This is a genomic window from Candidatus Clostridium radicumherbarum, assembly GCF_045310525.1.
Classification (GTDB): domain Bacteria; phylum Bacillota; class Clostridia; order Clostridiales; family Clostridiaceae; genus Clostridium_AT; species Clostridium_AT radicumherbarum.
Map to the genome: position 1 here is coordinate 1499962 of NZ_JBJHZY010000001.1, position 26939 is coordinate 1526900.

The 26939-nt window shown below is 34.1% G+C and carries 24 protein-coding genes; 19 read left to right on the forward strand and 5 right to left on the reverse strand.

The genetic code is table 11. The annotated features are described in order from the left end of the window. Positions 1 to 26: 26 nt before the first annotated feature. The 7 genes from ACJDUH_RS07130 to ACJDUH_RS07160 all read left to right on the forward strand — a co-directional run bounded on the left by ACJDUH_RS07130 (position 27) and on the right by ACJDUH_RS07160 (position 9064). Positions 27 to 2222, forward strand: a complete 2196-nt coding sequence (locus ACJDUH_RS07130; RefSeq protein ID WP_406764459.1) for a RelA/SpoT family protein — start codon at positions 27 to 29, stop codon at positions 2220 to 2222. A 13-nt stretch (positions 2223 to 2235) separates the two neighbouring features. Then, positions 2236 to 2685, forward strand: coding sequence for a D-aminoacyl-tRNA deacylase (gene dtd / locus ACJDUH_RS07135; protein WP_406764460.1), 450 nt, complete (start codon positions 2236 to 2238; stop codon positions 2683 to 2685). A 19-nt stretch (positions 2686 to 2704) separates the two neighbouring features. Next, a complete protein-coding gene (locus ACJDUH_RS07140) occupies positions 2705 to 3319 on the forward strand; it encodes an MBL fold metallo-hydrolase (RefSeq protein WP_406764461.1) in 615 nt (204 codons plus the stop codon). Between the two features lie 103 nt (positions 3320 to 3422). Next, positions 3423 to 4922: a coproporphyrinogen III oxidase gene (locus tag ACJDUH_RS07145; protein ID WP_406765027.1), complete on the forward strand. Its 1500-nt coding sequence runs from the start codon at positions 3423 to 3425 to the stop codon at positions 4920 to 4922. Positions 4923 to 5089: 167 nt separating this feature from the next. Then, a complete protein-coding gene (gene aspS / locus ACJDUH_RS07150; protein WP_406764462.1) occupies positions 5090 to 6865 on the forward strand; it encodes an aspartate--tRNA ligase in 1776 nt (591 codons plus the stop codon). Between the two features lie 38 nt (positions 6866 to 6903). Continuing rightward, entirely contained in the window at positions 6904 to 7164 is a 261-nt protein-coding gene (locus ACJDUH_RS07155; RefSeq protein ID WP_406764463.1) for a metal-sensitive transcriptional regulator, read from the forward strand. A gap of 265 nt (positions 7165 to 7429) precedes the next feature. Beyond that, positions 7430 to 9064 (forward strand): alkaline phosphatase, encoded by a 1635-nt coding sequence (locus tag ACJDUH_RS07160; RefSeq protein WP_406764464.1) that lies wholly within the window; start codon positions 7430 to 7432, stop codon positions 9062 to 9064. A 132-nt stretch (positions 9065 to 9196) separates the two neighbouring features. On the opposite strand, the gene ACJDUH_RS07165 is transcribed toward ACJDUH_RS07160, so the two are convergent. Then, entirely contained in the window at positions 9197 to 9646 is a 450-nt protein-coding gene (locus ACJDUH_RS07165; RefSeq protein ID WP_406764465.1) for a threonine/serine exporter family protein, read from the reverse strand. A gap of 2 nt (positions 9647 to 9648) precedes the next feature. Continuing rightward, positions 9649 to 10416, reverse strand: coding sequence for a threonine/serine exporter family protein (locus tag ACJDUH_RS07170; protein WP_406764466.1), 768 nt, complete (start codon positions 10414 to 10416; stop codon positions 9649 to 9651). Between the two features lie 351 nt (positions 10417 to 10767). Between ACJDUH_RS07170 and ACJDUH_RS07175 the strand changes: the two genes are divergently transcribed. The 12 genes from ACJDUH_RS07175 (at position 10768) to lplA (ending at position 24301) form a co-directional block, all read left to right on the forward strand. Then, positions 10768 to 12141, forward strand: a complete 1374-nt coding sequence (locus tag ACJDUH_RS07175) for a sigma-54 interaction domain-containing protein (RefSeq protein ID WP_406764467.1) — start codon at positions 10768 to 10770, stop codon at positions 12139 to 12141. A 306-nt stretch (positions 12142 to 12447) separates the two neighbouring features. Continuing rightward, positions 12448 to 13494 (forward strand): 2,4-diaminopentanoate dehydrogenase, encoded by a 1047-nt coding sequence (gene ord, locus ACJDUH_RS07180; protein ID WP_406764468.1) that lies wholly within the window; start codon positions 12448 to 12450, stop codon positions 13492 to 13494. Positions 13495 to 13509: 15 nt separating this feature from the next. Further along, positions 13510 to 13812, forward strand: coding sequence for a 2-amino-4-oxopentanoate thiolase subunit OrtA (gene ortA / locus ACJDUH_RS07185; RefSeq protein WP_406764469.1), 303 nt, complete (start codon positions 13510 to 13512; stop codon positions 13810 to 13812). Next, complete coding sequence (ortB, locus tag ACJDUH_RS07190; protein WP_406764470.1) at positions 13805 to 15217, forward strand: 2-amino-4-oxopentanoate thiolase subunit OrtB; 1413 nt, start codon at positions 13805 to 13807, stop codon at positions 15215 to 15217. The genes ortA and ortB overlap by 8 nt, the downstream gene beginning before the upstream one ends. An 8-nt stretch (positions 15218 to 15225) precedes the next feature. Continuing rightward, entirely contained in the window at positions 15226 to 15594 is a 369-nt protein-coding gene (locus ACJDUH_RS07195) for an ornithine aminomutase subunit alpha (RefSeq protein WP_406764471.1), read from the forward strand. Further along, positions 15587 to 17764 (forward strand): D-ornithine 4,5-aminomutase subunit OraE, encoded by a 2178-nt coding sequence (gene oraE, locus ACJDUH_RS07200; RefSeq protein ID WP_406764472.1) that lies wholly within the window; start codon positions 15587 to 15589, stop codon positions 17762 to 17764. Before ACJDUH_RS07195 ends, oraE begins: the two co-directional genes overlap by 8 nt. Positions 17765 to 17822: 58 nt before the next feature. Beyond that, positions 17823 to 19154 carry a GlmL-related ornithine degradation protein gene (locus tag ACJDUH_RS07205; RefSeq protein WP_406764473.1) on the forward strand — a complete coding sequence of 444 codons (1332 nt, stop codon included), beginning with the start codon at positions 17823 to 17825 and terminating at the stop codon, positions 19152 to 19154. A gap of 22 nt (positions 19155 to 19176) precedes the next feature. After that, positions 19177 to 20244 carry an ornithine racemase Orr gene (gene orr / locus ACJDUH_RS07210; RefSeq protein WP_406764474.1) on the forward strand — a complete coding sequence of 356 codons (1068 nt, stop codon included), beginning with the start codon at positions 19177 to 19179 and terminating at the stop codon, positions 20242 to 20244. 361 nt (positions 20245 to 20605) lie between these two features. Further along, on the forward strand, positions 20606 to 21010 hold the full coding sequence (locus ACJDUH_RS07215; protein ID WP_406764475.1) for a MarR family winged helix-turn-helix transcriptional regulator: 405 nt from the start codon (positions 20606 to 20608) through the stop codon (positions 21008 to 21010). Positions 21011 to 21183: 173 nt separating this feature from the next. After that, positions 21184 to 21537, forward strand: coding sequence for a carboxymuconolactone decarboxylase family protein (locus ACJDUH_RS07220; RefSeq protein ID WP_406764476.1), 354 nt, complete (start codon positions 21184 to 21186; stop codon positions 21535 to 21537). A gap of 54 nt (positions 21538 to 21591) precedes the next feature. Then, positions 21592 to 23322, forward strand: a complete 1731-nt coding sequence (lpdA, locus tag ACJDUH_RS07225; protein WP_406764477.1) for a dihydrolipoyl dehydrogenase — start codon at positions 21592 to 21594, stop codon at positions 23320 to 23322. Continuing rightward, the gene (gene lplA, locus ACJDUH_RS07230; protein ID WP_406764478.1) at positions 23315 to 24301 is read left to right on the forward strand and encodes a lipoate--protein ligase; all 987 of its coding nucleotides are present in this window, start codon (positions 23315 to 23317) and stop codon (positions 24299 to 24301) included. Before lpdA ends, lplA begins: the two co-directional genes overlap by 8 nt. A 149-nt stretch (positions 24302 to 24450) precedes the next feature. Here lplA and ACJDUH_RS07235 read toward each other — a convergent pair whose 3' ends face one another. From ACJDUH_RS07235 to ACJDUH_RS07245, 3 genes are all read right to left on the reverse strand, one after another. Continuing rightward, on the reverse strand, positions 24451 to 25584 hold the full coding sequence (locus ACJDUH_RS07235; RefSeq protein WP_406764479.1) for a hypothetical protein: 1134 nt from the start codon (positions 25582 to 25584) through the stop codon (positions 24451 to 24453). Next, positions 25574 to 26131 (reverse strand): RNA polymerase sigma factor, encoded by a 558-nt coding sequence (locus ACJDUH_RS07240; RefSeq protein ID WP_406764480.1) that lies wholly within the window; start codon positions 26129 to 26131, stop codon positions 25574 to 25576. Before ACJDUH_RS07240 ends, ACJDUH_RS07235 begins: the two co-directional genes overlap by 11 nt. Before the next feature lie 208 nt (positions 26132 to 26339). Beyond that, a complete protein-coding gene (locus ACJDUH_RS07245) occupies positions 26340 to 26834 on the reverse strand; it encodes a hydrogenase maturation protease (protein ID WP_406764481.1) in 495 nt (164 codons plus the stop codon). Between the last annotated feature and the right edge of the window lie 105 nt (positions 26835 to 26939).

Below are 26939 nucleotides of genomic sequence, written 5' to 3' on the forward strand. Positions count from 1 at the left end.
CCTTTGATTTTAGGAGAGTAATCCAAATGCTTAGTAAATTAATGGATACAATTGAAAAAAATCATAGCAATGTTAATAAGGAATTTATCACAAAAGCATATAATTTAGCATTTGATGCCCATAAAGAGCAAAAAAGAGAATCAGGTGAGCCTTATATTTCTCACCCTGTGGAGGTTGCTTGTATACTTGTAGAAATGGGCCTTGATACTAATACTATAGCTGCTGGATTGCTCCATGATGTAATAGAAGATACACCTTATAGCTTTGAGGATATTGTTAGAGAATTTAATGAAGAAGTTGCAAATCTAGTTGATGGTGTTACAAAGCTGGATAAAATAGAATTTAAGACTAAAGAAGAACAGCAAGCTGATAATGTTAGAAAGATGCTGCTTGCTATGGCTAGGGACGTTAGAGTAATTTTAATAAAATTAGCAGATAGACTTCACAATATGAGAACCCTAAAATATAAGTCAATTGAGAAACAAAAGCAAACTGCAAAGGAAACCTTCGATATATATGCTCCTCTTGCACATAGGCTTGGTATTTCAAAAATTAAATGGGAACTTGAAGACTTAGCTTTTAGATATACAAATCCAAATGAGTATTATGACTTGGTTAAACAAATATCTGAGAAAAGGGTGGAAAGAGAAGATTATATTAGTGACATTACTAAGGAATTAGAAGAAAGCTTACTTAAAGCCGGAATAAGCTCAGATATTGATGGAAGACCAAAACATTTATATAGTATTTATCGTAAGATGATAAACAAAAACAAGACAATTGATCAGATTTTTGATTTAACTGCTGTAAGAATTTTAGTTAATAATGTTAGAGACTGTTATGCGGCTTTAGGAATTGTACATACCATGTATAAACCTATACCAGGCAGGTTTAAAGACTATATAGCTATGCCGAAGCCAAACATGTACCAATCCCTTCATTCTACTGTTATAGGGCATGAAGGTAAGCCCTTTGAAATCCAAATTAGAACCTTTGAAATGCATAAAACTGCTGAATATGGTATTGCTGCCCATTGGAAATACAAGGAAACAAGTGCCGGCACGGCAGCTGGTAATCTTGACACGAAGCTTACCTGGCTTAGAGAAATGTTAGAGTGGCAAAGGGATACCTCAGACGCAGAAGAGTTTATGGAAAGCTTTAAAATTGATCTGTTTTCTGATGAAATATTTGTATTCACTCCTAAGGGTTCGGTTATAAACCTACCAAGTGGATCAACTCCTATTGACTTTGCATATAGGATCCATACAGACATAGGCAACAGATGCACAGGAGCTAAGGTAAATAGTAAAATGGTGCCCCTTGATTATGAGCTTCAGACAGGTGAAATTGTAGATATTCTAACCTCTTCCGTTCCTAAGGGACCAAGCATTGATTGGCTTAATATAGCTAAAAGCAATCAAGCTAAAAGTAAAATCAGGTCTTGGTTTAAAAAGGTTAAAAGGGAAGAAAATATAGTTAAGGGTAAAGACTTACTGGAAAAAGAGACCAAAAGGCAGGGCTTCAACTTTGGTGAACTTGCTAAAGGTGAAGGCCTTGATCAGCTTTTAAGAAAATATAACATGAACAGCATTGATGATATATATGTTTCTGTTTCCTTTGGTGATATAACACCTTCTACCATTGTTCAAAGGTTAAAGGAAAGCTATAACAAAGTAAATAAACAAGAAGTTCTAGCTGCTAAAGTATTAGAAGAGCAGCTGAATAAAGCTATTGCTAAAAATGCAGAAAATCCTAATAGACCAAAAATCCTAAGACACAATGTTGAAGTTAAAGGTATAAGCAATATCTTAATTAGATTTGCAAAGTGCTGTAATCCAGTTCCTGGAGACGAAATCCTTGGCTATATTACTAAGGGTAGAGGGGTATCAATTCACAGAACTGACTGTAAAAACTTAGAGAGTATTTTATCCAATGATGAAAATAAAATTGTTGAAGTAAGTTGGGGGACAGCTATGGGTACTGATTATATTACAGAAATTCAAGTTAAGGCGGACGATAGAGAAGGTCTTCTTTCTGAAATTATGGAATTAATAATAGAAACAAAGACCTTTCTTAACGCTGTTAATGCCAAAACTATTAAAAATAATATTGCAGTAATAACTGTAAAGCTTAAAATTTCTGATATAGAGCATTTAAAAGAACTCATGAAAAAAATCAGAAAGCTTCAAGGAGTATTGGAAGTTTATAGAACAAAGTCTTAAGGAAGTGGTGAATTTGAGAGCTGTGGTGCAGAGGGTTAAATCCTCTAGTGTTTCCGTAGACAATAAAATAATAGGTAAAATAGGCAAGGGCTTAAATCTTCTCTTAGGTATATCAAAGGACGACACCTATGAGGATGCTATATATATTAGAGATAAGGTGCTTAATTTAAGAATCTTCGAAGATGAAGAGGGAAAACTCAACAAATCCTTATTAGAAGTTAAGGGAGAACTGCTAGTTATTTCTCAGTTTACTCTATATGGAGACTGCAGAAAAGGGAGAAGACCAAGCTTTATAGAGGCCTTATCTGGTGAAAAGGCAGAGGAGCTTTATAAAGAGTTTGTTAAGCTCTGCAGTGAGGTTCTAGGAAATATAGAAACTGGAAGCTTTGGAGCAGATATGCTGGTTTCTATAGAAAATGACGGACCGGTTACCATTCTTATAGATAGTAAAAAACAATTTTAAAGTGCTAAGAGGTGACGCTATGCTTATTAAGAGAATTCCTGCTGGAGTATATGCTGCAAACTGCTACATATTAATGGACGAAATTACAAAAGAATCTGCAGTTATAGATCCAGGAGGAGACCCTGAGGATATAGATAATTATTTAAGTAAAATAGGTGCAGAGGTAAAATATATACTACTAACACATGGACACTTAGATCATACAGGTGCAGTAGGCTATTTTATGGAAAAATACAAGGCTCAGGCTCACATTAATGAGGCTGATGGAAAGCTAATCATAGAAAATAATTTTATGCTTGGGCCACTAAAATACAAGGGTCAGGATGTAAAACTTACAATGGATGTAAAGGAAGGCATAAAATTTAGTATTGGAAACATTGTAATAGAAGTTATTGAAACTCCTGGACACACTCCTGGAGGAGTTTGCTACAAGGCAGAAAACAACCTATTTACAGGAGATACGCTTTTCCTTCGTTCCATAGGAAGAACAGATTTAACAGGAGGAAACTTTGAAACCTTAATTAACAGTATAAATAACAAGCTTTTAGTACTAGATGAGGCAGTAAATGTTTATCCTGGTCATGGACCAATGACTACTATCGGTTATGAAAAGGTGAATAATTCTTTCCTTTAATATTAATTAAATCCATGCAAGGCAATAGTTTGCATTTTAAACTTGGGTATTACCTGCAGTATATTAGAGGTAAGAAATACCCATTTACTTATGTAAGGAGAGAATTATGATTAAAGTTTACCTTAATGACTTTAAATATAGATATGATGTTTTTCAGATAATAAATTTATATTTTACACTTTCTGACATAGAATTTGTAAATGCTAAAGAGGGCAAAGCAGGCAATATTACTGATGTTAATAATGCTGGCAATGATGCAAATGGTTATAGTACCAGTGCAGACTATTACATAACAATTACTGATAATAAAATTTTAATAAAGGATTCTTCAGAAGAATACCAGTATGTTTTTAAAAGGGACATTAAGCTTTCCGACGAAATTAAGCTAGGGATTTTTTTATTTTTAAAGAATAAAACAAAAATGAATTTTCCCTGGGGTATCATGCTTGGAATTAGACCAAGTAAAATAGCTGTTAAGCTTTTAAAGGAAGGTAGCAGTGAAGTTGAGATAATAGATTATTACAAGAAACATTACGAAGCTTCAGAAGAAAAAGCAAGACTTTGTATTGACATAGCTAGGCTTGAAAACAGTTATATAAATACTGATAGCAAAAATATAAGCATATATATTGGAATGCCCTTTTGCCCAACAAGATGCTCATATTGTTCCTTTGCTTCAAATCCAATAACAAGCTGCAGTAAGCTTGTAGAGCCTTATTTAGAAGCCTTAACTAAAGAACTTTTAAATACAAGCAGGTATCTTGAAGAAAATAAATTAAAGGTTCAATGTGTTTACTTCGGAGGGGGTACACCTACTTCCATAAATGAAATTCAATTTGAGAACCTAATGAAAACCATATATAATGAAATTATAGTAAAATATAAGCCTCAAGAATTTACAGTAGAATGTGGAAGACCTGACAGCATTACTGAAAATAAGCTTATAACTATGAAGAATTATGCTGTTAATAGAATTAGCATAAATCCTCAAAGCATGAATGATTCTACCTTAAAGAGAATTGGCAGAGCCCATACAGCTAAGGATGTAGTAGATAAATTTAACTTAGCTAGGGAAATTGGCTTTGATAATATTAATATGGATATAATTGTAGGCCTTGAGAATGAAGGCTTAGAGGAAATAGATAATACCTGCAGTGAAATTCTAAAACTAAAACCTGACAGTATTACAGTGCATGGCTTAGCCATTAAAAGAGCTTCTAGAATCCATGAAAAGCTACTAAATGGCCAAGAAGTTAAAAATCTATGCCAAGATGAAATTATAAAGATGTATAATAAAACAGCAGAACTTGCAAAGCTTTTAAACATGAAGCCTTATTATATGTACAGACAGAAAAATATGATAGGCAATATGGAGAATATAGGCTATGCCGCAGCTCACAAAGAAGGTTTGTATAATATTCAAATGATTGAGGAAAAACAGACTATTATTGCACATGGAGCTGACGCTGCCTCAAAGGCTGTTTTTCTTGAGGAAGACAGATTAGAAAGACACTTTAATGTTAAAGATGTAAAAGAGTACATTTCAAGAATTGATGAAATGATTGATAAGAAAAATAAGCTATTAAATAGTTTATATAAATAAGCTCTTTAGTAAATCACTATTTATGCGAGCAAAATCCTGATGTTTCTACAGGTTTTGCGAAGTATAAATAGTAGATTTACTTGAGGTTATATAAATAATTTCAATTAGTAGATTTACTTTGAAATTATATAAATAAATAAAAAACTTAATATTTTGGAGGAATGAAAATGGGAGAAGCATTATTAGGACTTAAAAGAACCATAATGTGCGGTGAACTTAGAGACACCCATATTGGAGATAAAGTAACTGTAATGGGCTGGGTCCAAAGAAAAAGAAATCTTGGCGGGCTTATTTTCGTAGATTTAAGAGATAGAACCGGCATACTTCAGGTAGTGTTCGGTGAAGCTATAAACAATGAGGCCTTTGTAAAAGCAGATACAGTTAAAACAGAGTACTGCCTTGCAGTAACTGGAGAAATTGTAAAAAGAGAAGCTCCAAATGCCAATATGCCTACAGGTAATGTAGAATTAAAGGGTATGAGCATTAAAATATTATCTGAATCAGAAACACCACCTATATACATAAAAGAAAACTTAGATGCCTCTGAAAACATAAGAATGAAATATAGATATCTTGACTTAAGAAGGCCAGATATGCAAAGCATCTTCATGATAAGACATAAGGCAGCTAAGTCTATAAGAGATTACTTAGATGAGAATGGCTTCCTAGAATTAGAAACACCAATGCTTACAAAGAGTACACCAGAAGGTGCTAGAGACTATTTAGTTCCAAGCAGAAATTATCCAGGAATGTTCTATGCACTTCCTCAGTCACCACAGCTCTTTAAGCAGCTACTCATGGTTTCAGGCTTTGATAAGTATTTTCAAATTGTAAAATGCTTTAGAGACGAAGACTTAAGAGCAAACAGACAGCCTGAATTCACACAAGTGGATATTGAAATGAGCTTCATTGAGCAGGACGACGTAATTGCCATGAATGAAGGTCTTATTAAAAAGGTATTTAAAGATGTGTTAAATGTAGAAGTACAAACACCAATAAAGAGAATGCCTTATAGAATAGCTATGGAAAAATACGGCTCAGATAAACCAGATTTAAGGTTTGGTATGGAAATAGTTAATATAAGTGAAGTTGTTAAAAATGCTGATTTCAAGGTATTCAAGGATGCTTTAGAAGCTGGCGGCAGTGTAAGAGCCATTAAGGTTCCTAATTCAGCAAACATGGGTAGAAAAGATTTAGATAGACTTGGAGAATTTGTTAAGACTTATAAGGCAAAGGGTCTAGCTTATATTGCCTATAAAGAAGATGAAATAAAATCACCAATTTCCAAGTTCCTTAAGGAAGAAGAGATTAAAGAAATATTAAATGTTATGGAAGCTAAGCCTTCTGATTTAATATTAATACTTTCTGACAGCAATAAGGTAGTGCTACAAGCACTAGGTGCACTTAGACTTGAACTTGCTAAAAAATTAGAAATACTTAAGGATAACAAGGAATTCAACTTTGTATGGGTAACAGAGTTCCCATTAGTATCTTATAATGAAGAAGAAAATAGATATCAAGCTGAGCATCATCCTTTCACAGCACCAATGGACGAGGATATTCAGTATCTAGACACAGATCCATCAAAGGTACGTGCTAAGGCTTACGATATTGTATTAAATGGAGAAGAACTAGGTGGTGGAAGTATAAGAATCCACGACAGCAGTCTTCAGGAAAAAATGTTTAATATTCTTGGCTTTACAAAAGAAAAGGCCTGGGAAAGATTTGGCTTCTTACTTGAGGCATTTAAGTTTGGTCCTCCTCCACATGGTGGATTAGCTTTTGGCTTTGATAGACTTATTATGTTCTTAAGTGGTAGAGATAATATAAAAGACGTAATAGCTTTCCCTAAGAATCAAAATGCCTTTGATCCTATGACTGAGGCTCCAAATATAGTTGATGATACTCAGCTTAAGGAATTAGGGCTTTCAATAATAAAGTAATACTAATTTCAATTGGAATAGGAAAAAGAGGGGATTAAATGGATACAAAAAAAGACGTCCAAAACCGCCTAAGAAGAATTGAAGGCCAAGTTAAAGGCATTGAAAAGATGATTGAAAGTGAAGCAAACTGCAAGGATATACTAATCCAGATTGCTGCTATTCGTTCAGCCTTAAACAAAGTAGGGGGAATAGTCCTAGAAAACTACGCTAAAGACTGCATCGACAACACTGAAGGAAACTGCTTTCCCAAAAACAAAATCGATGATCTCATGGATTCCTTACTGATGTTTATAAAGTAAAAAACATAAAAAAGCTGCAAGCATTTTCTCAAAAGGGATAATGGAGAAAAAGAAGAAACAATAAGTCTTGTGCAAACTATATTATACTACATAAGAAGTGATTCCTATGTAGTATATTTTTTTAGGAAAACTTATACAATCAAAGGATAATGCATAAGAAAGCAGTATTCTGTTAAGAGTCAAGATACCTAAAACATCCCCTGTAATCATTTATTTAAAATAAGCATATATTTTAGAGTAATAAAAATTACAGGGGGAAAACCAAATGCTGAAAATTCATCAATTGAAGATGAAAAGGTCCTTAATTGCCTGTATTTGTGTTGTACTTATGGTGATTGGAGCTGTAAATTTTAACTCCAAACCTAATGTACAAGCAACAAGCAGCAAAGCTAAAAATGTTATTATGCTTTTACCAGATGGTACTAGCGTAGAGGCAACAACAATAGCTAGGTGGTATAATGGGGGAAAATCACTAGCGATGGATGAAATTGCAGTAGGTCTTACAAAAACTTACTGGAATGAAGGCCCTATAACTGATTCTGCACCTGGTGGAACTGCCTATGCTATAGGTTATAAAACTGATGACAAGCACGTTGGGGTAATGCCTGATGACAAGCCGGCAGCAACTTTGATTGAGGCTGCAAAATTAGATGGTAAAGCTACAGGCGTAGTTGTTACCTGTGAAATGATGCATGCCACTCCTGCAGATTTTACTGCTCATGATCCAGATAGAGCAAATTATAATTCACTAATGAAACAGCAGGTCTATAATGGAGTAGATGTAATGCTTGGTGGTGGAGATCTTTACCTTTCACCTGAGGCAGGTAATGCTTCAACTGGAATTAAAAGAGAAGATAAAAAGGACTTAAGAGAAACAATAAGGGGTCTTGGATATGATTATGTAACTACTAAGGCAGCTATGGAAAATTCCAACTCTTCAAAGCTCTGGGGAGCTTTTGCACCAACAGATTTAAAATATGATATAGATCGTCAAACAACTAATGATACAACTCAGCCAACTCTTGCAGAAATGACTAAGAAGGCTATAGATATATTATCCAAGGATAAAGATGGTTTCGTTCTCATGGTTGAAGGAAGCAAAGTGGACTGGGCAGCTCATGCCAATGATCCTGCTGGAATGGCAGGAGATATTATAGCATTTGATAATGCAGTTAAGGTAGCATTGGATTTTGCTAAGAAGGATGGTCATACTGTTGTAGTATCTTCTGCTGATCATGGTACTGGCGGACCTCTTATAGGAGGTATAAACCCAAATTACTCAAGTGTAACTTTTAAACAGAGCATTGATAACCTTAAACCAGCCAAGGCTTCCTTGGATTTGGCAAAGGCTCAACTAACTGGAGCAGATGAAAATAAAATTAAAGAGGTTTTAAAGAGCTATTATGGAATAGAGAATCTTACATCTGATGAAATGACTCTTATTAAAGGAGGATATGTTAATAAGGTAGTAAGTAATAGAGCAAACATAAGCTGGGCATACGGCGGGCATATAGGTGGAGACGTTGCTTTATATAACTATGCTCCGGTTGGTATAGAAAAACTTCATGGTGTGGTTGAAAATACTGATGTAGGAAAATATATGGCAAGAGTTATTGGACTTAATCTTGATGAAACAACTAATAGACTTTTTGTAAATGCAAAGGAAGCCTTTAATGCAGTTGGTGCAGATGTAACTATTGATACATCAGATATAGATAATCCAGTGCTTAAAGTGAAAAAGGGTAATAGGACACTTGAACTTCTTGGATATACTAACATAGCTAAGTTAGATGGCAAGGAAATTAAGCTTGAAGGTGTAACAGTATGTAATAAGACCAAGACAGGATATAGTGTTGAGAATTCCTTTGTATCTACACAGGCAGTAAATCTTATTAAATAATCCTTTCTTAATATATAATATTTGCAATGTCCAGCAGTAGAGATTAAATACTGCTGGTTTTTATTTGGAAAGATAATATTCACTGTTAACTTCTGAAGTCTTTATTCATACAAAGGAATTTTTAGAGTTATATTATTTTAAGACTGACCCTTTTCTTGCCTTTTGAATAACAAGAAGCAGCTTTGTTATGGTTGAAGCAACTAGTATTCCAACAGCTATTGCTCCGGCACTTGCCAAGGTATTAAGGCCTGTAGTCAAAAACTTATTTGTATCTCCTTGTACAGAAGCAAGCATTGTATAATACATACCGCCTCCAGGAACTAGAGGAATAACAGCACAAATTGAAAATATGGTAACGGGAGCTTTTAAGTATCGTGCCTGTATTTCAGAATAAATTCCTGCAGTAAGGGAGGCTAGAAATAGGGAAATCATAACAGAGTCATTAATACTTAGTGATAATAGGTAAACAAACCAAGTAATAGCGCCTCCAACTGAAGCAAATATCAGATTCCTTCCTTTTATATTAAAATAAATACCAAAGCCTAAAGTGGCAAGCAGTGCATATATAGATTTAATTAACATGTTTAAAACCCTCCGAAATAAGTGAACCAAAGTTTGAGTACTGTACCTGAGCCAACGGCTATGGCAACAGCTATTAATAGTGCATCTGTACCTCTAGAAACGCCAGAAACAAAATCACCAGCTATAGTATCTCTAATTGCATTTGTAATGGTAAGCCCAGGAACAAGAAGCATTATTGAACCAATTATGATTTTATCAACATTAGTTGCTAAGCCTATCTTTGTTGAAAGCAGTGCGAATAGTGCAGCTACAGCACCACCGATTACATTTATAATAAAGTCGTTAATACTTACTTTACTAAGTAAAATTATAAAGGTTTCAAGTATCATGCCTATAAAAAAGGAAACTAAGAAATCATAAAAGTTACCTCCAAATAGCAAGGTGAAAAAAGAAGTAGTTACAGCAGAAAAAAACAAAGTGGTTAAGACTCCATATCTCTTTTTTTCTGAGATTTTTTCAAGCTCATTAAATACATAATCTACCTTAAGTTTTTCAGGCTCTATTCTCCTAGAAATGTCGTTTACCAAGGCAATTTTCTCTAAATTAACTGTTCTATTTTTTATTCTTTTAACTAGTGAAGTAGTTACACCTTTTGTATCAGTAGCTGAAATCATAATACCTGTAGGAGTAACATAACTATCAGCATCCTTTAAGCCATAGGCAGTACAGATTCTATTAATGGTTTCTTCCACTCTATAGGTTTCCCCGCCATTTTGCAATATTATTTTACCAGCTTCTGCAGCTAAATGAATTACTCTATTTATATCCATTAAATTCATCCCTTCAAAAAAATATAACATGAAATTTACAGAAGACTCTAATACCACTAAAGAATCCATGATTAAATTTCATTTAAGTGTATTAAGCTTCTGTAGATTATTTAGTCTTTAAATTATTTTCTTGAATTATTATATCATATCTATTTATTGAAATTCATCCAATTCTTATTAATTCTAGGTTAAAATTAAGGATCAGCATTGCAGAAAATTTAGAAGAGTTTTATAATTTACTTAATAATAAAGAAGGATTGTCCTAAAAAGCAGTATATATGCTTAATGGGGTAGCTGTAAACGTGGAGAAGTGATGTAGATTAACTTTGGATTAAGGCATGTGGAGGGTTTATGAATACTACAGAAAACATATTAAAATGTCTTCTTGAGAATTTAGATGTGGGGGTTCAGGTTTTAGATAGGGATGGAAAAACCATTTACTACAACGAAGCCATGAGTAGAGTTGAGGGCTTTAATATAAACGAGGTTTTAGGAAAAAAAGTAACTGAGTATCTAGAGGGAGTCGGGGAAGATAATTCGACTTTAATGAATGCCCTTAAAACCGGTGAAAAATATGTAGACATTATTCAGCACTACAGCAGCTTTCACGGTAAAGAAATAGTTACAATAAATAATACCATTCCTGTAACTCATGATAATAAGGTTTTAGCGGCTATTGAAATCTCTAAGGACCTAACTCAGCTTAAGGAGCTTAACGAAAAGCTAATTAAGCTCCAGGCAATAAATGAAAATAATACTAAGTATTATACCTTTAAAGATATTATTGGAGAAAACAGCCACTTAAAAGCAGCAATAAACAAAGCCAAAAGAGCCAGTTTTTCTCATTCCTCAGTTTTAATTTATGGGGAAACAGGCTGCGGAAAAGAGCTTTTTGCCCAAAGCATTCATTATGACGGAATAAGAAAGGAGAAGCCATTTATAGCTATAAATTGTGCAGCAATCCCAAGCAGTCTTCTTGAAGGCATGTTGTTCGGTACTGTTAAAGGAAGCTTTACGGGTGCTGAAAATAAAAAAGGGATCTTTGAAGAAGCAGATGGAGGCACACTTTTATTAGATGAAATAAATTCCTTAGAGCCTAGCTTACAGTCCAAGCTTTTAAGAGTGCTGCAGGAAGGCTACATTATGCCTATAGGCAGTAATGTACCAATAGATGTAGATGTTAGGGTTATAGCTACCTTAAATGAGGAGCCGGAAAAGCTTATTAAAGAAGGGAAGCTCAGAAAGGACTTTTATTATAGGCTAAGTGTTATAAGAATCGAAATTCCTCCTTTAAGGGAGAGAAAAGAGGACATTAATTTATTAATAAAAGACTTTATAAAAAAGTACAATAAGCTTCTGCATAAAAATATTTTAGATACTGATGAAGAAGTAAGAAGTATGTTTATGGAATATTCCTGGCCAGGCAACATTAGAGAGCTTAGAAACATAATTGAAGCAGCAATGAATATGGTAGATAATGCGGCTTACCTAACTAAGGAATACATTGACAGCAGGGTACTGAAAATGAAAGGCAGCAGCGCAATAGAAAATTTAGATTTTAATTTAGTGGACAAGGGCCTAGAGGATTACTTAAGCAACCTTGAAATATCAATCATTCAGGATGCTCTAAATAAATTCAATAATAATATTACTAAAGCTGCGTTATTTTTAAAAATATCCAGGCAAACCTTACAGCATAAAATTAAAAAATACAAACTGCTGTAATTTCGGCAGTATCACTGCAAATTAATTTGCAGTAAATTATATTTGTTTGACAAATCAGATAATTCGACGAAATAAGATATTTTCAATTTAGTGCAAAAATATTTGCAGTAGATGAAAACCTTTACTTAAATATAAATGAAATGTGTATAAATATAACAAGAATGAGTAATTTATTCATGCTTGTTATATTTTTTTGTATTTTTTTAATGTGACTTTAATAAAAATAAGAAAATAAAGTTGGCACGAATATTGCTATATATAATTTTGTAAAAATTTATTTAAAAATCATATTAGGGGGAATTATTAATGGAAAACGTAAGAGTAATAATGTGCGGACTTGGGGCTATGGGCAGCGGAATGGCAAGAATGATTTTAGACAAAAAAGGAATTGAAATAGTTGGTGCTATAGATAGCTATGAAGGAAAAATAGGAAAGGACCTAGGAGAAGTTTTAGCTATAGACAAGAAGGTAGGAACTATAGTTAGCGGTGACTTTAATAAAACTATAAGTGAGACAAAGGCAGATATCGTTATACTTGCAATTGATTCCTTTGTTAAAAATGTATATCCATATATTAAGACTATAGTTGAAAACAAAATCAATGTTATTACTATAGCTGAAGAAATGTCCTATCCTTTTGTAGTAGCTAAAGAGCTTTCAGAGGATATGGATAGATTAGCTAAGGAAAATGGAGTTACAATCCTTGGAACAGGCGTAAACCCTGGTTTCGTATTAGATACCTTAATAGTAACATTATCAGCTGCCTGCAGAAAAGTTACTTCTATTAGTGCTTCAAGAGTAAATGACCTTTCACCATTTGGAACAACAGTTATGAGGACTCAAGGAGTTGGTACAACACCTGAAGAATTTGAAAAAGGACTTAAGGATGGATCAATAGTAGGACATGTAGGCTTCCAACAGTCAATACCAATGGTTGCTAAGGCTCTAGGAATCGAAATTGATGAAATTGTAGAAACTCGTGAACCAATAATATCAAATACTCATAGAGAAACTCCATATGTTAAAGTTGAACCAGGAATGGTTGCAGGCTGCGCTCATATTGGTTATGGAATGAAGGATGGTAAGGCTGTTATTACACTTGAGCATCCACAGCAAATTCACCCACAAAGCGAAGGAGTAGATACTGGAGACTACATAGATATTAAGGGAGATCCAGATTTACATCTTTCAATAAAGCCTGAAGTTCCTGGTGGTATTGGAACTATGGCTGTAGCTGTAAATATGATTCCTCAGGTTATAGCTTCAAGATCAGGTCTTAAGACAATGGTTGATATGCCATTACCTCATGCTATAGAAAACAGCTTTGCAGAGGCAGTTAAATATTATAAATAAGGATGGCGAAATACTATGCTAAGTAAAGGAAGCTATGTAGAAGTTGAAAGACAGGTATTAAGCTCAGAAGAAAGAGCTTCTAATATTCCTGAAGAAACTAAAAATACACCTCTTATGCTTTGGGCTAAGGGCTTTTTAGAGGAAGATAGTGAAATAGGTAAAATAGGAAAGATAGTTACAGTTAATGGACGAAAAGTTGAAGGCATAATAACTGAACTTAATCCTTCCTACACTCATGACTTTGGCGAATTTGTGCCTGAAATACTTTATATAGGCATGCAGGCCAAGGCTATACTAAGGGGTGATAACATTGACTAAGTATGAAGAGATGATGGCTAGAAAAGGCGAAATAATGCTTAAATCTGTAGGTGTAGACTACTCAAAATATGAAAAGGGTAAGTTATCCTTTGATTACGAAAAGATGATGAGAGAAGAAGGCTACACCCTGCAGGATGTTATGAAAATACAAGAGGAAGTGGGAGTAGGAAATACTCCTCTCCTTGAACTTAGAAATATTACAGAGCTAGCTAGAAAGGTTTCAAAAACAGGAAAGGCAGCAAGAATCTTTATAAAGGATGAAAGTGCCAATCCTTCTGGAAGCTTTAAAGACAGAAGAGCATCAGTAGCTGTATATGATGCTAAAAAAAGAGGTTACAAGGGAGTTGCATCAGCAACCTCTGGAAACTACGGCTCAGCTGTAGCATCCCAAGCTGCTATGAGGGGACTTAAAAGCCTTATAGTACAGGAATGTTATGATTCAAAAAAAATAGGTCAGCCGGAAATACTTGAGAAAACAAGAAAATGCGAATGTTTAGGGGCAGAGGTTTTAAGACTTACAGTAGGTCCAGAATTATTTTACACCTACTTAAAGGCATTAGATGAAACTGGCTTTTACAATGCCTCATTATATTCCATTAACGGCATAGCAGGAGTTGAAACCTTAGGTTATGAATTAGCAACTAACTGCAGAGAACGCTTTGGAAAAGATCCAGATGCAGTTGTTATAACTAATGCCGGGGGCGGAAATGTAACTGGTACAGCTAGGGGTCTTTTAAAGGCTGGGGCACATGATACTAAGGTAATAGGAGCATCAGTTGATTTAAGCGGACTTCATATGGCTTCTGATATTGACTTTAACAGAAAGTCCTTTACAACAGGACACACAGGCTTTGGCATTCCGTTTATGACAAACCCTGATAGATCAGATGTACCTAGAAGTGCTGCTAGACCTCTTAGATACTTAGACAGATATGTGACTATTCCTCAAGGCCAGGTATTTTATATGACTGAGCTATTAGCACAACTTGAAGGGCTTGAAAGGGGACCAGCGGGAAATACTTCGCTTGCTGCTGCTTTTGTTATTTCCCAGGAAATGGATGATGACCAAATATTGGTAGTACAGGAAACAGAGTACACAGGAGCTGGAAAGCACATAATTCCACAGCTTAGCTTTGCAAAGAAAAATGGTGTTGAAGTTAAAATTGGTAATCCAGAAGAAGAAATTCCAGGAAAAAATATAATATTACCAAGCCATCCTTCAAAGCTAACTGTAAAGGAAATAGACTTAGGTAATACTAGAAAATCCTATATTTCAAATGCAGTTAAAAATAAAAGCGTAAATGAAATAGAAAGCTGTGATTTAGATTTCTTAAGTGAAGAAACAAGACTCAGCAAAGATGCTGTTTTAGAAATACTTGAAACTTTAGATATAAAGGTAGGGTAGATATAAAAATGAGAAGAGAAGACGATTTTAGTACAAGAAGAGAACACCTAAAAAATTTAAGTGATGAAGAATTATATAAACGCTTCTGGAGCTTAACAGAGCAAATAGTAAAACCAATGGTAGATTTAGCATATAAACATACCTCACCTGCAGTTGAAAGATCAGTTCTACTTAGAATGGGCTTTTCTAGCTTGGAAGCAGGAAACCTAGTAAAAGAAGGAACTAAGTGGAACCTACTTGGAAAAGGGCTTGGAAATGTAGTATTGACCTATGCCAAGCTTCAAAACATGCCTTACCTACAGGCTGGAGAAGAATTAAACAGAGGAATAGGCTGGGAGAAAGTCCATGCAGCAATGAGAGGTGAAAATAATGCTTAATAGAAATGAGAAACTGGATATTAATGAAATTCTAAAAGATCTTGAACATTATGCACCTAAAAGAAGAGGCTGGCACTGGAGAGAAGACTACCATGAAAAAATGGGAGAATTTGAGTATCAGGAAATATCAAAGCCCTTAACTCAGAGTGAACCACTTCCTGCAGCCAGGTCTTTTGCTAAAATAGACCCTCAGCCAAAGCCTGTTATTACAACAGAAATAGCTTCAGGAAGATTTGAAGATGATATAAGAAGAATGAGAATGGCTGCTTGGCATGGTGCTGACCATATTATGGTTATAAGAACTGCAGGCCAAAGCCATTACGACAGCTTAATTGAAGGTACACCTGAAGGTATAGGTGGTGTTACAGTTACAAGAAAAGAGGTAAGAGCTTCAAGAAAGGCACTAGATTTAATCGAAGAGGAAGTAGGAAGAGAAATAAACTTCCACTCTTATGTATCTGGAGTAGCTGGACCTGATATAGCAGTTATGTTTGCTGAAGAAGGAGTAAACGGAGCTCATCAGGATCCTCAATACAACGTTTTATATAGAAACATCAATATGATTCGTTCCTTTGTAGATGCTGCTGTAGCTAAAAAGGTTATGGTTTGGGCAGATATGCTTCAAATAGACGGTGCTCACAATGCAAATGCAACAGCAATGAAGGGCTATAAGGTAATGCCAGAGCTTATGGTTCAGCATGCTATAAACAGTAAGTTCTCAGAAATGGTAGGAATGAAAAAGGGAAATATTGCACTTTCAACTGTTCCTCCAACTTCTGCTCCAGCTCCATGTATGAGAATAGACATTCCATATGCTGTAGCACTTAGAGACTTCTTTAAGGATTATAGAATGAGAGCACAGATGAACACTAAATATATAGAATCCTGTACTCGTGAAGCTACAGTTGGACATACTTTAAATCTAATGATTTCAAAGCTTACCTCTGCTGATATTCAGAGTACAATTACACCAGATGAGGGAAGAAACGTTCCATGGCATTATAACAACATGCATGCAATTAATACTGCTAAGCAGGCTTTAATTGGCATGGATGGTCTTATGGATATGATAGAGCTTAAAAAGGAAGGCTATCTACCTGAAAAGGTTAGAGAACTTAAGGAAAAGGCAGTACTATTCCTAGAAGAAATAATCGAAAACGGCGGATACTTTAAGGCAGTACAAGATGGCTTCTTTGTTGACTCAGGTGAATATCCAGAAAGAAACGGAGACGGTATTGCTAGAAAAATAGAGGGCGGTATAGGCGTTGATACAGTTGTTGAAAGAGAAGATGATTACTTTGCACCTGTATGCGCACACTTTGGCTATAACAATGTTCCTAAGGAATATGAGCATGCCTGTGAAGCAATAGATGGCTGTACATTATGTAAACATGAAAAGATTAAGTATATAGATGAGCTAGATGAAAATGACAATGTTAATGTTAGACTTGAAGCTGTAAAAGACAATGGAACCATAATTCCAGAAGTTCAGTGGAAAAATGACGGTATTGTATCTGTAACTTTATTTATACCTGAAGACATAAGAATTGCTGAAGCTGCAGCTATTGAAATGGGTAAAAATATGAACCTAACTGATGTAGAAGTTATTCATAAGCAGGTAATGCAGGAAGCTGAAGGTACACTTGTAGAAATAAAGGGTAAGGTTAACTTTGCTATTGATAAATCAAAGCTAGTTATTCCAGAACCAAAGGTAGTTTTAGCAGATGACGTTATAAGAGATTTTATAAAGAATCATCCTGTAAAGGTTGTTGCTGGTACAGTAGGTGAGGATGAGCATTCAGTTGGCTTAAGAGAAATCATAAACATTAAACACGGCGGTATTGAAAAGTATGGCTTTGAGTGTGAGTATTTAGGAACCTCCTGCCCAATTGAAAAGCTTATTGACGCTGCAATTGAAACAAAGGCACAGGTTATAATGGCAAGTACTATAATTTCTCATAATGATATTCACGTTAAGAATATGAAGAAGCTTCATGATCTTTGCGTTGAAAAGGGTGTTAGAGATAAGCTTATTTTAATCTCCGGCGGAACTCAGGTTAGCGATGATATAGCTAGAGCAAGCGGTATGGATGCAGGCTTTGGCAGAGGTACCCATGGAAATAACGTTGCTACCTTCATAGTAGAGGAGCTTCAAAGAAGAGAAAAATAAAAATTAAGGCTGTCTTTTAAGGCAGCCTTTAATCTAAAAGGACTGGAGGTGAAAGGATATGAAGGCTGACTATTTAATTTCTGAGGTTGGAAGTACAACTACTGTAGTTACTGCTTTTAAGCTCACCGATATGGGGATAGAGGTTGCAGCTCAGGGGAAGAGCTATACTACGGTTTTAGAGGGTGATGTAACAATAGGTTTACGGGCTGCCATTAAGGATATGGAAAGAGAGTGCGGCGAGGAAGTTACCTGGAACAGAATGCTTTCTACCAGCAGCGCAGCTGGAGGTCTTAAGATTACAGTTCATGGTCTAGTGGAAGATATGACAGTTAAAGCTGCTAAAGAAGCAGCCTTAGGAGCTGGTGGAAACATTAAGCTTGTTACAGCTGGAAGGCTTAGAAAGAGCGATATTAAAAAAATAAAGGAAATAGATCCAAACCTTATTATGATTGCGGGAGGTACTGACTATGGCGAAAGGGAAACAGCACTTTATAACTCAGAGCTTATAAATGCTGAAATAACAAATAAGCCTATAATCTACTGCGGAAACATTGCAAATCATGAGGAAGTAAAAGATATCTTTGAAAATAAGGAATTATATATAGTTGATAATGTATTTCCAAGAATAGATGAGCTTAATGTAGAACCCTCCAGAAAGATAATACAAAGTGCCTTTGAAAACAATATTATAAAGGCTCCCGGCATGAATAAAATAAAGGAAATGGTGGACGGAACCATAATGCCAACACCAGGAGCAGTAATGGAAAGTGCAAAGCTATTATATGAAATGTTAGGAGATGTACTTGTTCTGGATGTAGGTGGGGCTACAACGGACGTGCATTCTGTAACTGATGGAAGCACGGAGATATTAGATATTCTTGTAAGTCCAGAGCCAAAGGCTAAAAGAACTGTTGAAGGGGACCTTGGAGTTTACGTAAACAGCGCCAATATTATAAATCTTTTAGATATAAGGGATATAAAGGAAGCTTCAATAGAAAGCATAAGAGAAAATATTAAGCCAATTCCAACTACTGAAGAAGAAATTAATGCAAGCTCACTCTTAACTAAAAAAGCTGTAGAGGTTGCCTTAAATAGGCACGTGGGTTATATAAAAAGAAGCTTTGGAGCAACTAAAACCTTTCTAGCCTATGGAAAGGACCTTTCAAAAATAAAATATATAATTGGTACTGGTGGAGCTCTTACAAGGCTTCCTTATGGGGAAAATATTTTAAATGATATAAGATACACAAAAGAGGACATGACTATGCTTCCAAAAAGCTCAGCAAAGGTACTACTGGATAAGAATTATATAATGGCCTGTGCAGGAGTTTTAAGTAAGGAAAACAAAGAAGCAGCAATTTGTCTTTTAAGAAATAGCTTGGGGATTTAACTATTGTAAGGTGGGGATTAATATGAAGAAAGAATATCCTTGTATAGAAGTTACTTTAAACAAAATTACGCATAATGTTTCAGAGATAAATAAGCTTTGCAGAGAAAAAGGCATTGACATAGTTGGTGTAAGCAAGGTTTTCTGCGCTAGAAAAGAAATTGTAAATGCAATGCTTGAAGGCGGAATTAATGTAATTGGAGACTCTAGACTTGAAAATTTAAAAAAGCTTAAGGATATAAACTGCAAGAAGCTGCTTCTTAGAATACCAATGGAGAGTCATGCAGCAGAAGTAGTAAAGTATTCAGATATAAGCCTAAACTCTGAATATGCCACTATAGCCATGCTTTCTAAGGCAGCTAAGAGAGTAAACAAGGTTCATAATATTATATTAATGATTGACCTTGGAGACTTAAGAGAAGGAGTATTGGAAAGTGATGTTTTAAACACTGTGGAAAAAATCCTTCAGCTTCCCAATATTGTGCTCTCAGGAATAGGTACAAATTTAACCTGCTACGGTGGTGTTATTCCTGATAAAACTAATTTAGGAAAACTAGTAAGCTTAAAGGAAGCTATTAAAATTAAGTTTAATATTGAGCTCCCAATTGTTTCAGGCGGAAACTCCAGCAGTCTTTATGCTGTTATAGATAACAGTATTCCGGAAGGTATTAATCAACTTAGAATAGGTGAAGGAATTGTACTAGGCCGCGAAACAGCCTATGGGAAGGATATACCTAACTGCTACAAGGATGCCTTTATTCTAAAGGGTGAAATAATAGAAATAAAGGATAAACCTTCAATACCAATTGGGAACATTGGCATGGATGCCTTTGGTGAAACTCCTCATTTTACAGATAAGGGGATTATGAAGAGAGCGATTGTAGCATTAGGAAGACAGGATATCGCTCCTGAAGGTCTTAAGCCATTAAATGGGGGAATAGAAGTTATAGGAGCAAGCAGTGACCACCTAATACTAGATATAACCAATAGCTGCATAAAGTATGAAGTGGGAGACGTTGTAGATTTTACAATAGACTATGGCTGCTTACTAAGAGCAATGACTTCACCTTATATTAAAAAATATGCTGTTTAAAAAAACTTCCGCTTCAATAGAATTATAAATTATAATAAAATACATTATTATTTTTATAAAGCTCGTCGCTGTGCTTTAAGTAAAGCGACGAGTTTTATTGTGCGTAATTTTCACTATATAGAAATCTGATAACTTATGATTTATAATAAATATAATGGCTAGAATCAATTTATATTGAGACATAATTAAAGAATGATAAACAAAGTAATATTGTACTTTTTACTTTTTAATGTTAAAATTCTTTGCATATGCAGGTTATTATTTTTATTTTTCAGAAATAAAAATGAGTCTTAATTTTAATTAAACTTGTAAAAGGTAAACTATAAAGGAGGCTATTATGTTTTTTAATTTAGATAATTGAGTGGGATATATAACTGAGAATGCTATGAAGCAGGTCTCGGAGGCCTTCGGTCGAAGACTTCAAAATACAGGTATAACACGGGTTCAGTGGATTGCACTATACTACTTAAAAACCCAGAAGAGAATTTCTCAAAAAGATCTGTCTAGGCTTATGAATGTGAAGGACTCTAGCGCAGGAAGACTTATTGATCGCTTAGAGAGAGACGGCTTGATTGAAAGAGAGCGAAACGATAATGATAGAAGAGTTATATACATAAGTCTTACTGATAAAGGAGACAAACTTATTTCTGATTTAATACCTTTTGGTACTCAGTTCAACGATGATTTACTAGAGGGCATTGATGAAAAAGACCTTTTGATTTATGATAAGGTATTAAAGAAGATGCTTTCAAATATTGAAAAGTAAATAAAAAAATGAATTAACACTTGCTTTCAAAGGTATAATTTTTACTAATAAGCAAGTGTTTTTCTTTTTAAAAAATATTGTTTGATATTTAACAAATTACTTGCTATACTTAATATATAAATACTTGCTATGCTTAATATTGCATAAGCAAGTAAAATTAAGGAGGTAATAAAATGGCTTACAATGTTAGAGAAATGCTTAATTCCTTTGTAGGTGGACTTGAAACCCTTTCAACAACTAACCCTGAACAGGTAGGAGCTTTTATGGGACTATTAGGTGCTTCCTATGAACCAAAGGCTTTGGACCTTAAGACTAAAGAATTGATGAGTGTAGCAATTGGCTGCTACAATAGATGCGAATATTGCATAGTTTACCACAGCTACAAGGCTTTTGAGGCAGGCGCAACAAAGGAAGAGATAATAGAGGCAGCTATGGTTTCTGTAGCTTTTGGCGGGGGGCCATCTATGGCATATTCAGTAACCTTACTTAAAGAATGCATTGACGAATTTGAAGGAGATTTTAAATAAGAAAAAGGGCTTTGCCCTTTTTTATTTTAAATAGTGTATTTGGAGGTAAATAACATGAAGTATGATTTAATTATAGAAAAGCTTTCCGGTCATGATACTTCAGGAAAGGTAGGCAAAATAAACAAAAAATCAGGAGACAGTTTAAACGCTGGAGATATTATTTTTACCATAGAATCCGGTAAGGGCACTATGAAATATATATCAAAGTACAATGGGGTTTTAGAACAATTATCCATTACAGAAGGGGATACAATAAAGAAAAATCAAGTTATTGGAAAAGTAGATGGAGAATTAGTTAAGGAAGAAACAGCAAAAGTTCAAACCTCCACTTCCCAGCAGCCTAAAAAGACAGCTTACTCCTTCGGACTTGCAAAGCCTATACAAAAAAGCTTTGAGGTAGATGTGGCTGTTGTTGGAGGAGGACCTGGTGGTTACGTCTCAGCTATTAGAGCAGCTCAGGGTGGAAAAAAAGTCCTTATAATTGAAGAGGACAGACTTGGAGGAACCTGCCTAAATCATGGCTGCATTCCTACAAAAGCCCTTGTAAGCAGTGTAGATGCTCTAGAAAAAATCAGAAAGGCAGAAAGATTTGGGTTGGAAGTAGGGAGTATCAAATTTTCTCTTGAAAAAATAATGGAGAGAAAGAATGAAGTGGTAAATACTCTGGTTTCCGGTATAGAACATCTCATGGAAGTACATGAAATAGAACATATTAATGGTAAGGCTGAAGTAAAAGATGAGCAGACACTCTTAGTTAAAAATAAATCAATTGATGCCGTTATTAAATTTGAAAAACTTGTTATAGCAACTGGTTCTAAGCCATGCTCTATTCCAATAGAAGGGGCTTTAAGTGATGATATCCTCACAAGTCAGGACCTTTTGGAATTAACTGATATCCCTTCCTCTATTACAATCATTGGCGGAGGGGTTATAGGAATGGAATTTGCATTCATTTATAACGCTTTAGGTTCAAAGGTAAATGTAGTAGAATTTTTCCCTCAGATTATTAATACAATAGATGAGGATGCAGCAGATATAATAAGAACCTCTGCAAAAGAGAGAGGAATTAATATCTATGAAGGTGCTAAGGCTGTTTCAATTAAAACTGCTCTGGATGGCATGAAAATAGTTGAAATTAATAAAAATAATGAAACAAAATACTTAATCAGTGAAAAGGTGGCCATGGCAGTTGGTAGAAAAGCAAATTTAGATTCCCTTGACTTAGAAAAGCTTAAGGTTAAGCTAAATGAAAAGCGCAATGGTATAATGGTGGATGAATTTATGAGAACAAGTAATCCTAATATATATGCCATAGGCGATATTACAAACAAAATTCAACTAGCACATGTAGCGTCACATCAAGGAATTGTAGCAGCTGATCATATAAATGGCATAGAAAATGAAATGTGTTATGATTTGGTTCCAAGTGCAATATTTACAATGCCTGAAATTGGGCAGGTTGGAGTTACTGAAAAAGAAGCAGAATTACAAAAGCTTGATTATATAGTTGGAAAATTTCCATTAATGGCAAACGGTAAAGCGCAGGCAATGGGGGAAACAGAAGGTTTCGTTAAGCTAATTGGAGACAAAGAAACAAGAAAGGTTATAGGAGGCTCAATCGTTGGAGTACATGCAACTGATATGCTAAGTACTGTAAGTAATATTATTGCCTCAGGTTTAACTATAGATAAAGCCATGCATGTAATTTACGCACATCCTACAATTGCTGAAAGTATCCATGAAGCACTATTAAACATAGATGGAAGGGGAATTCATTTTGCATAAAGAGTTTAAAATATATATTTCTGAATCCTTTGATCCAAAGTTCAATTTATCCTTAGAAGAGTGGCTCATGAAGAACTGTGAAAAAAATGAAGAAATATTATATCTGTGGCAAAATGAAAACACCATTGTTATAGGAAGAAATCAGAATCCTTATAAAGAGTGTGATGTAAAAAAGCTTAAAGATGATGGAGTTCAGCTGGTAAGAAGATTATCAGGCGGCGGAGCAGTTTACCATGATCTAGGTAACTTAAATTTTACTTTTATTGCCTCTGAAGAAAATTATAATGTAGAACATAATATGAATGTAATTTTAAATGGTATTTCAAAATTTGGTATACAGGGCTATTTCAACGGCAGAAATGATTTATTGGTAGAGGATAGAAAGTTTTCTGGAAATGCTTTTATTAACGAAGGTGGAATGAACTGCCATCATGGAACGCTGCTTGTAGATGTTGATTTTAATAAGCTTAGTAGATACTTAACTGTATCTCCCTTAAAGCTTAGGTCTAAGGGGATTGAATCCGTTAAAGCCAGGGTAATTAACCTTAAAGAAATATCCCCGGAAATAACCATTGAAAATTTAAAGAGAGCTATCATTTCAAGCTTTAATGAGCTTAATAATACTAAGGCTAAAATGATTATTTTAGATGAAGAAGCAGTAGACGTAGCTTCTTACCTAAAAAAGTATGGCTCCTGGGATTGGAATTATTCAGAAAGTCCTGATTTTACAATTACCTTAGAGGAAAAATTTCATTGGGGCCTTATAGATATTAATATAGAATTTTCTGATGGATTAATTAAAAATTGCAGGTTCTACACAGATGCTCTCTTACTTGAGGATTTTCAAAGGTTAGAGAAAAAACTTCAAAATGAACAATTTAAAAAGGGAAATATATTAAAAGCTATAGAAGAATGTATTAATAATACTGAGATTAAAAAGGATCTTTACTGCCTAATAAATAGTAAACTTCAAGTTTAGTTTTCATGGTTGATTTTCTTTCCAACATAAAAAAGTGCCGCAAACTGCTTTTTAAAGTAGTTTTGCGACACTTTCATATTTTGCGTAAAGGGACAGGCTTAAATCCTTGGTGATGGCTTCTTCATTTACTTTATAATCCTTTTGTCAACCTAATTACTGTCTTTTTGAATACTGTTATCTTCATGGATAGGTATTTCTATATTCACTTCTCCTTTTTTTTGAGTAACCCCGTCTATTTTTATATCCTTGTCATTGATTATATGAAGAATAATCTTATTTTCACTTTTGGGTAAGGGGTCAAAATAAAAACTGCCAATAATATTATCTTTAATTTTGCCTTGTCCAGGTAACGATTCTTCGATTTTCATATTTTTAAAGTTAATGCTTCTTCCATCATCAGTAGTTAACATAAATTTATAATTTTCAAATTCATTTTTAATAATATCAGTAGCAAAAATTAGCCTTGTTTCCTTTTCATTTGAGCTAATGTTAAAGATTCTTATACCATAGCCATTTATTATGGATTTTTGGTAATCAATCTCCTTGCTATTTATAATATGTACGTCTTCATTGGGCAATAGAACATTTATTGTAAACTGACCTTTTATATATATGTTAAAAGGACTGTTTGTTTGTAAATTGCACATCAATGTATATACTCCTGGTTTCTCAGGTGCTTTAAATTTTAAACTAATCTCAATAGGCGTTTCTTTTGTAATCACTTTATTTGCTAACTGAGGAACAGGTATTTCCTGAACTACACCATCATTTTCTAAATTATATTCATCTTTTAGTACAAATTTAGGCTCTTTATCTATAATTTGTAATTTATCATAATTACTCACCAAACTCATATCAAATGTTAAACTATCTCCAACCTGGCATACTTCATCTTTTATATATGAAGTAAAATCAATATTATAATCGCTAGGTGGACCCTTTACTAAATTCATACCAGGATTATTTGCAAATATTTCTTTATTTATGCTATGTTTATATTTCAAATTTTCATTACTAGTAGTACCTTCTGACTGACCTATAGTAGCTACATTTCTTCCTATATGGAAAATACCATTTTTTAGAGAAAATATTGATGTGGATATAATACTTAATAAAATAACAAAAGCTATTGCTGCTTTCGGTATTCCCACAAACCGTACTCTTCTTTTATTTAAAACATTTTCTTTGATATTATTCCACATAGCTTGTCTTGACCCCTCCCATGATGGAATATTGGTGAGAGCGTCCTTTAGCTTAATCTCCAATTTTTCTTCATCTTTCATACAAAAAATCACTCTCCATTTCTATTAAAACTTTTTTTAGTTTTTGCCGAGCTATGTAAAGTCTTGATTTTATAGTAGAGGTGGGCACAAGTAGTAGATTTGCTATTTCTTTCTCTGAAAGCTCTGCATAGTACTTTAAGGCAATTGGGAGTCTGTATTTCAAATCAAGATTTGCAATTTGCTTTAGAATTAAGGCTCTTTCCTCATATTCAGAAACTTTATCTTCAATAAATTCTGTAGAATTCTTATTACTAATATCCTCATTAAGTTCTACATATTTTCTTGATTTCTTCAATGACTTTCGCGCCTCGTTAACTACTATTTTCGTAAGCCATGGAAAAAAACTTCTTTCATTATTAAAAGTATTAATACGAGAAAAAGCTTTTATAAATGCATCCTGAACAGAGTCTTCAGCAGAAGACCAATCCTTTGTTATTAAGAATGCTAGCTTTAAACAATTATCAACATACCTTTTATAGATTTCTTCCATTGCTGCAATATCACTATGTAGCACTAATTCAATTAATTCAGTATCACTCTTTTCCATTAAAATGCCCCCCATACCAAAGCAACTAAATAATAGAGTGTTTTTGGACGTCCTTTTTTATCACTCTAACTTATATATACCTTTAAGCTCTAAAAAGTTTATAATTTTTAAAATTTTATTTAAAAAAAGTGCCGCAAGCTACTTCTTAAGTAGTATGCGACACTTTCTTCTTATACGTGCTATAACTGTCTAATTGAAAGAGTAGATTTTAATTAAGGCAGTTTATTTGATTCTGAATAATACTTATATCCATAGTATTTGGTGAGTATTTAAGTACTTTTATAAGGTTTCTAACTTTATCACTTATTAAATCAAATTTATTATCTAACTTCTCACTTAAATTATCATCAAAGGTTATTTTATCAATCTCAATTCCTATAACATAGCCTGATTTATTCTTATCATTACATAAGGAATTAAGAGGGCTAAAATCGTGCTTTGTAATATAGCTGTTAAAATGAGAATTATATTTTTCAATTGGCATTAAGGTTATAGTTCCAGGTTCAAGGCTGTAGCAGGTAGCATCCAGCACAAAAAATAAATCAGAATCCTTAAATTCCTCTATAGAAAAGTCTGCTGCTGTCTCTTTAAAATAAACTTCTATATTTTCATTAATAAGTTCATCCTTTAGGTCTTCTGCTATCTTTACAGCAATTCCTTCATCACACATAAGTCTGTTTCCAATAGCAATTAACTTTATCATGATATTACCTCCTGAATTATTTATAGCACACAAAGCTTATTAATCTTTGTGTCTCCAAAATTAATCATATATAATTATATGCATTTATATACATTATAATAGCAT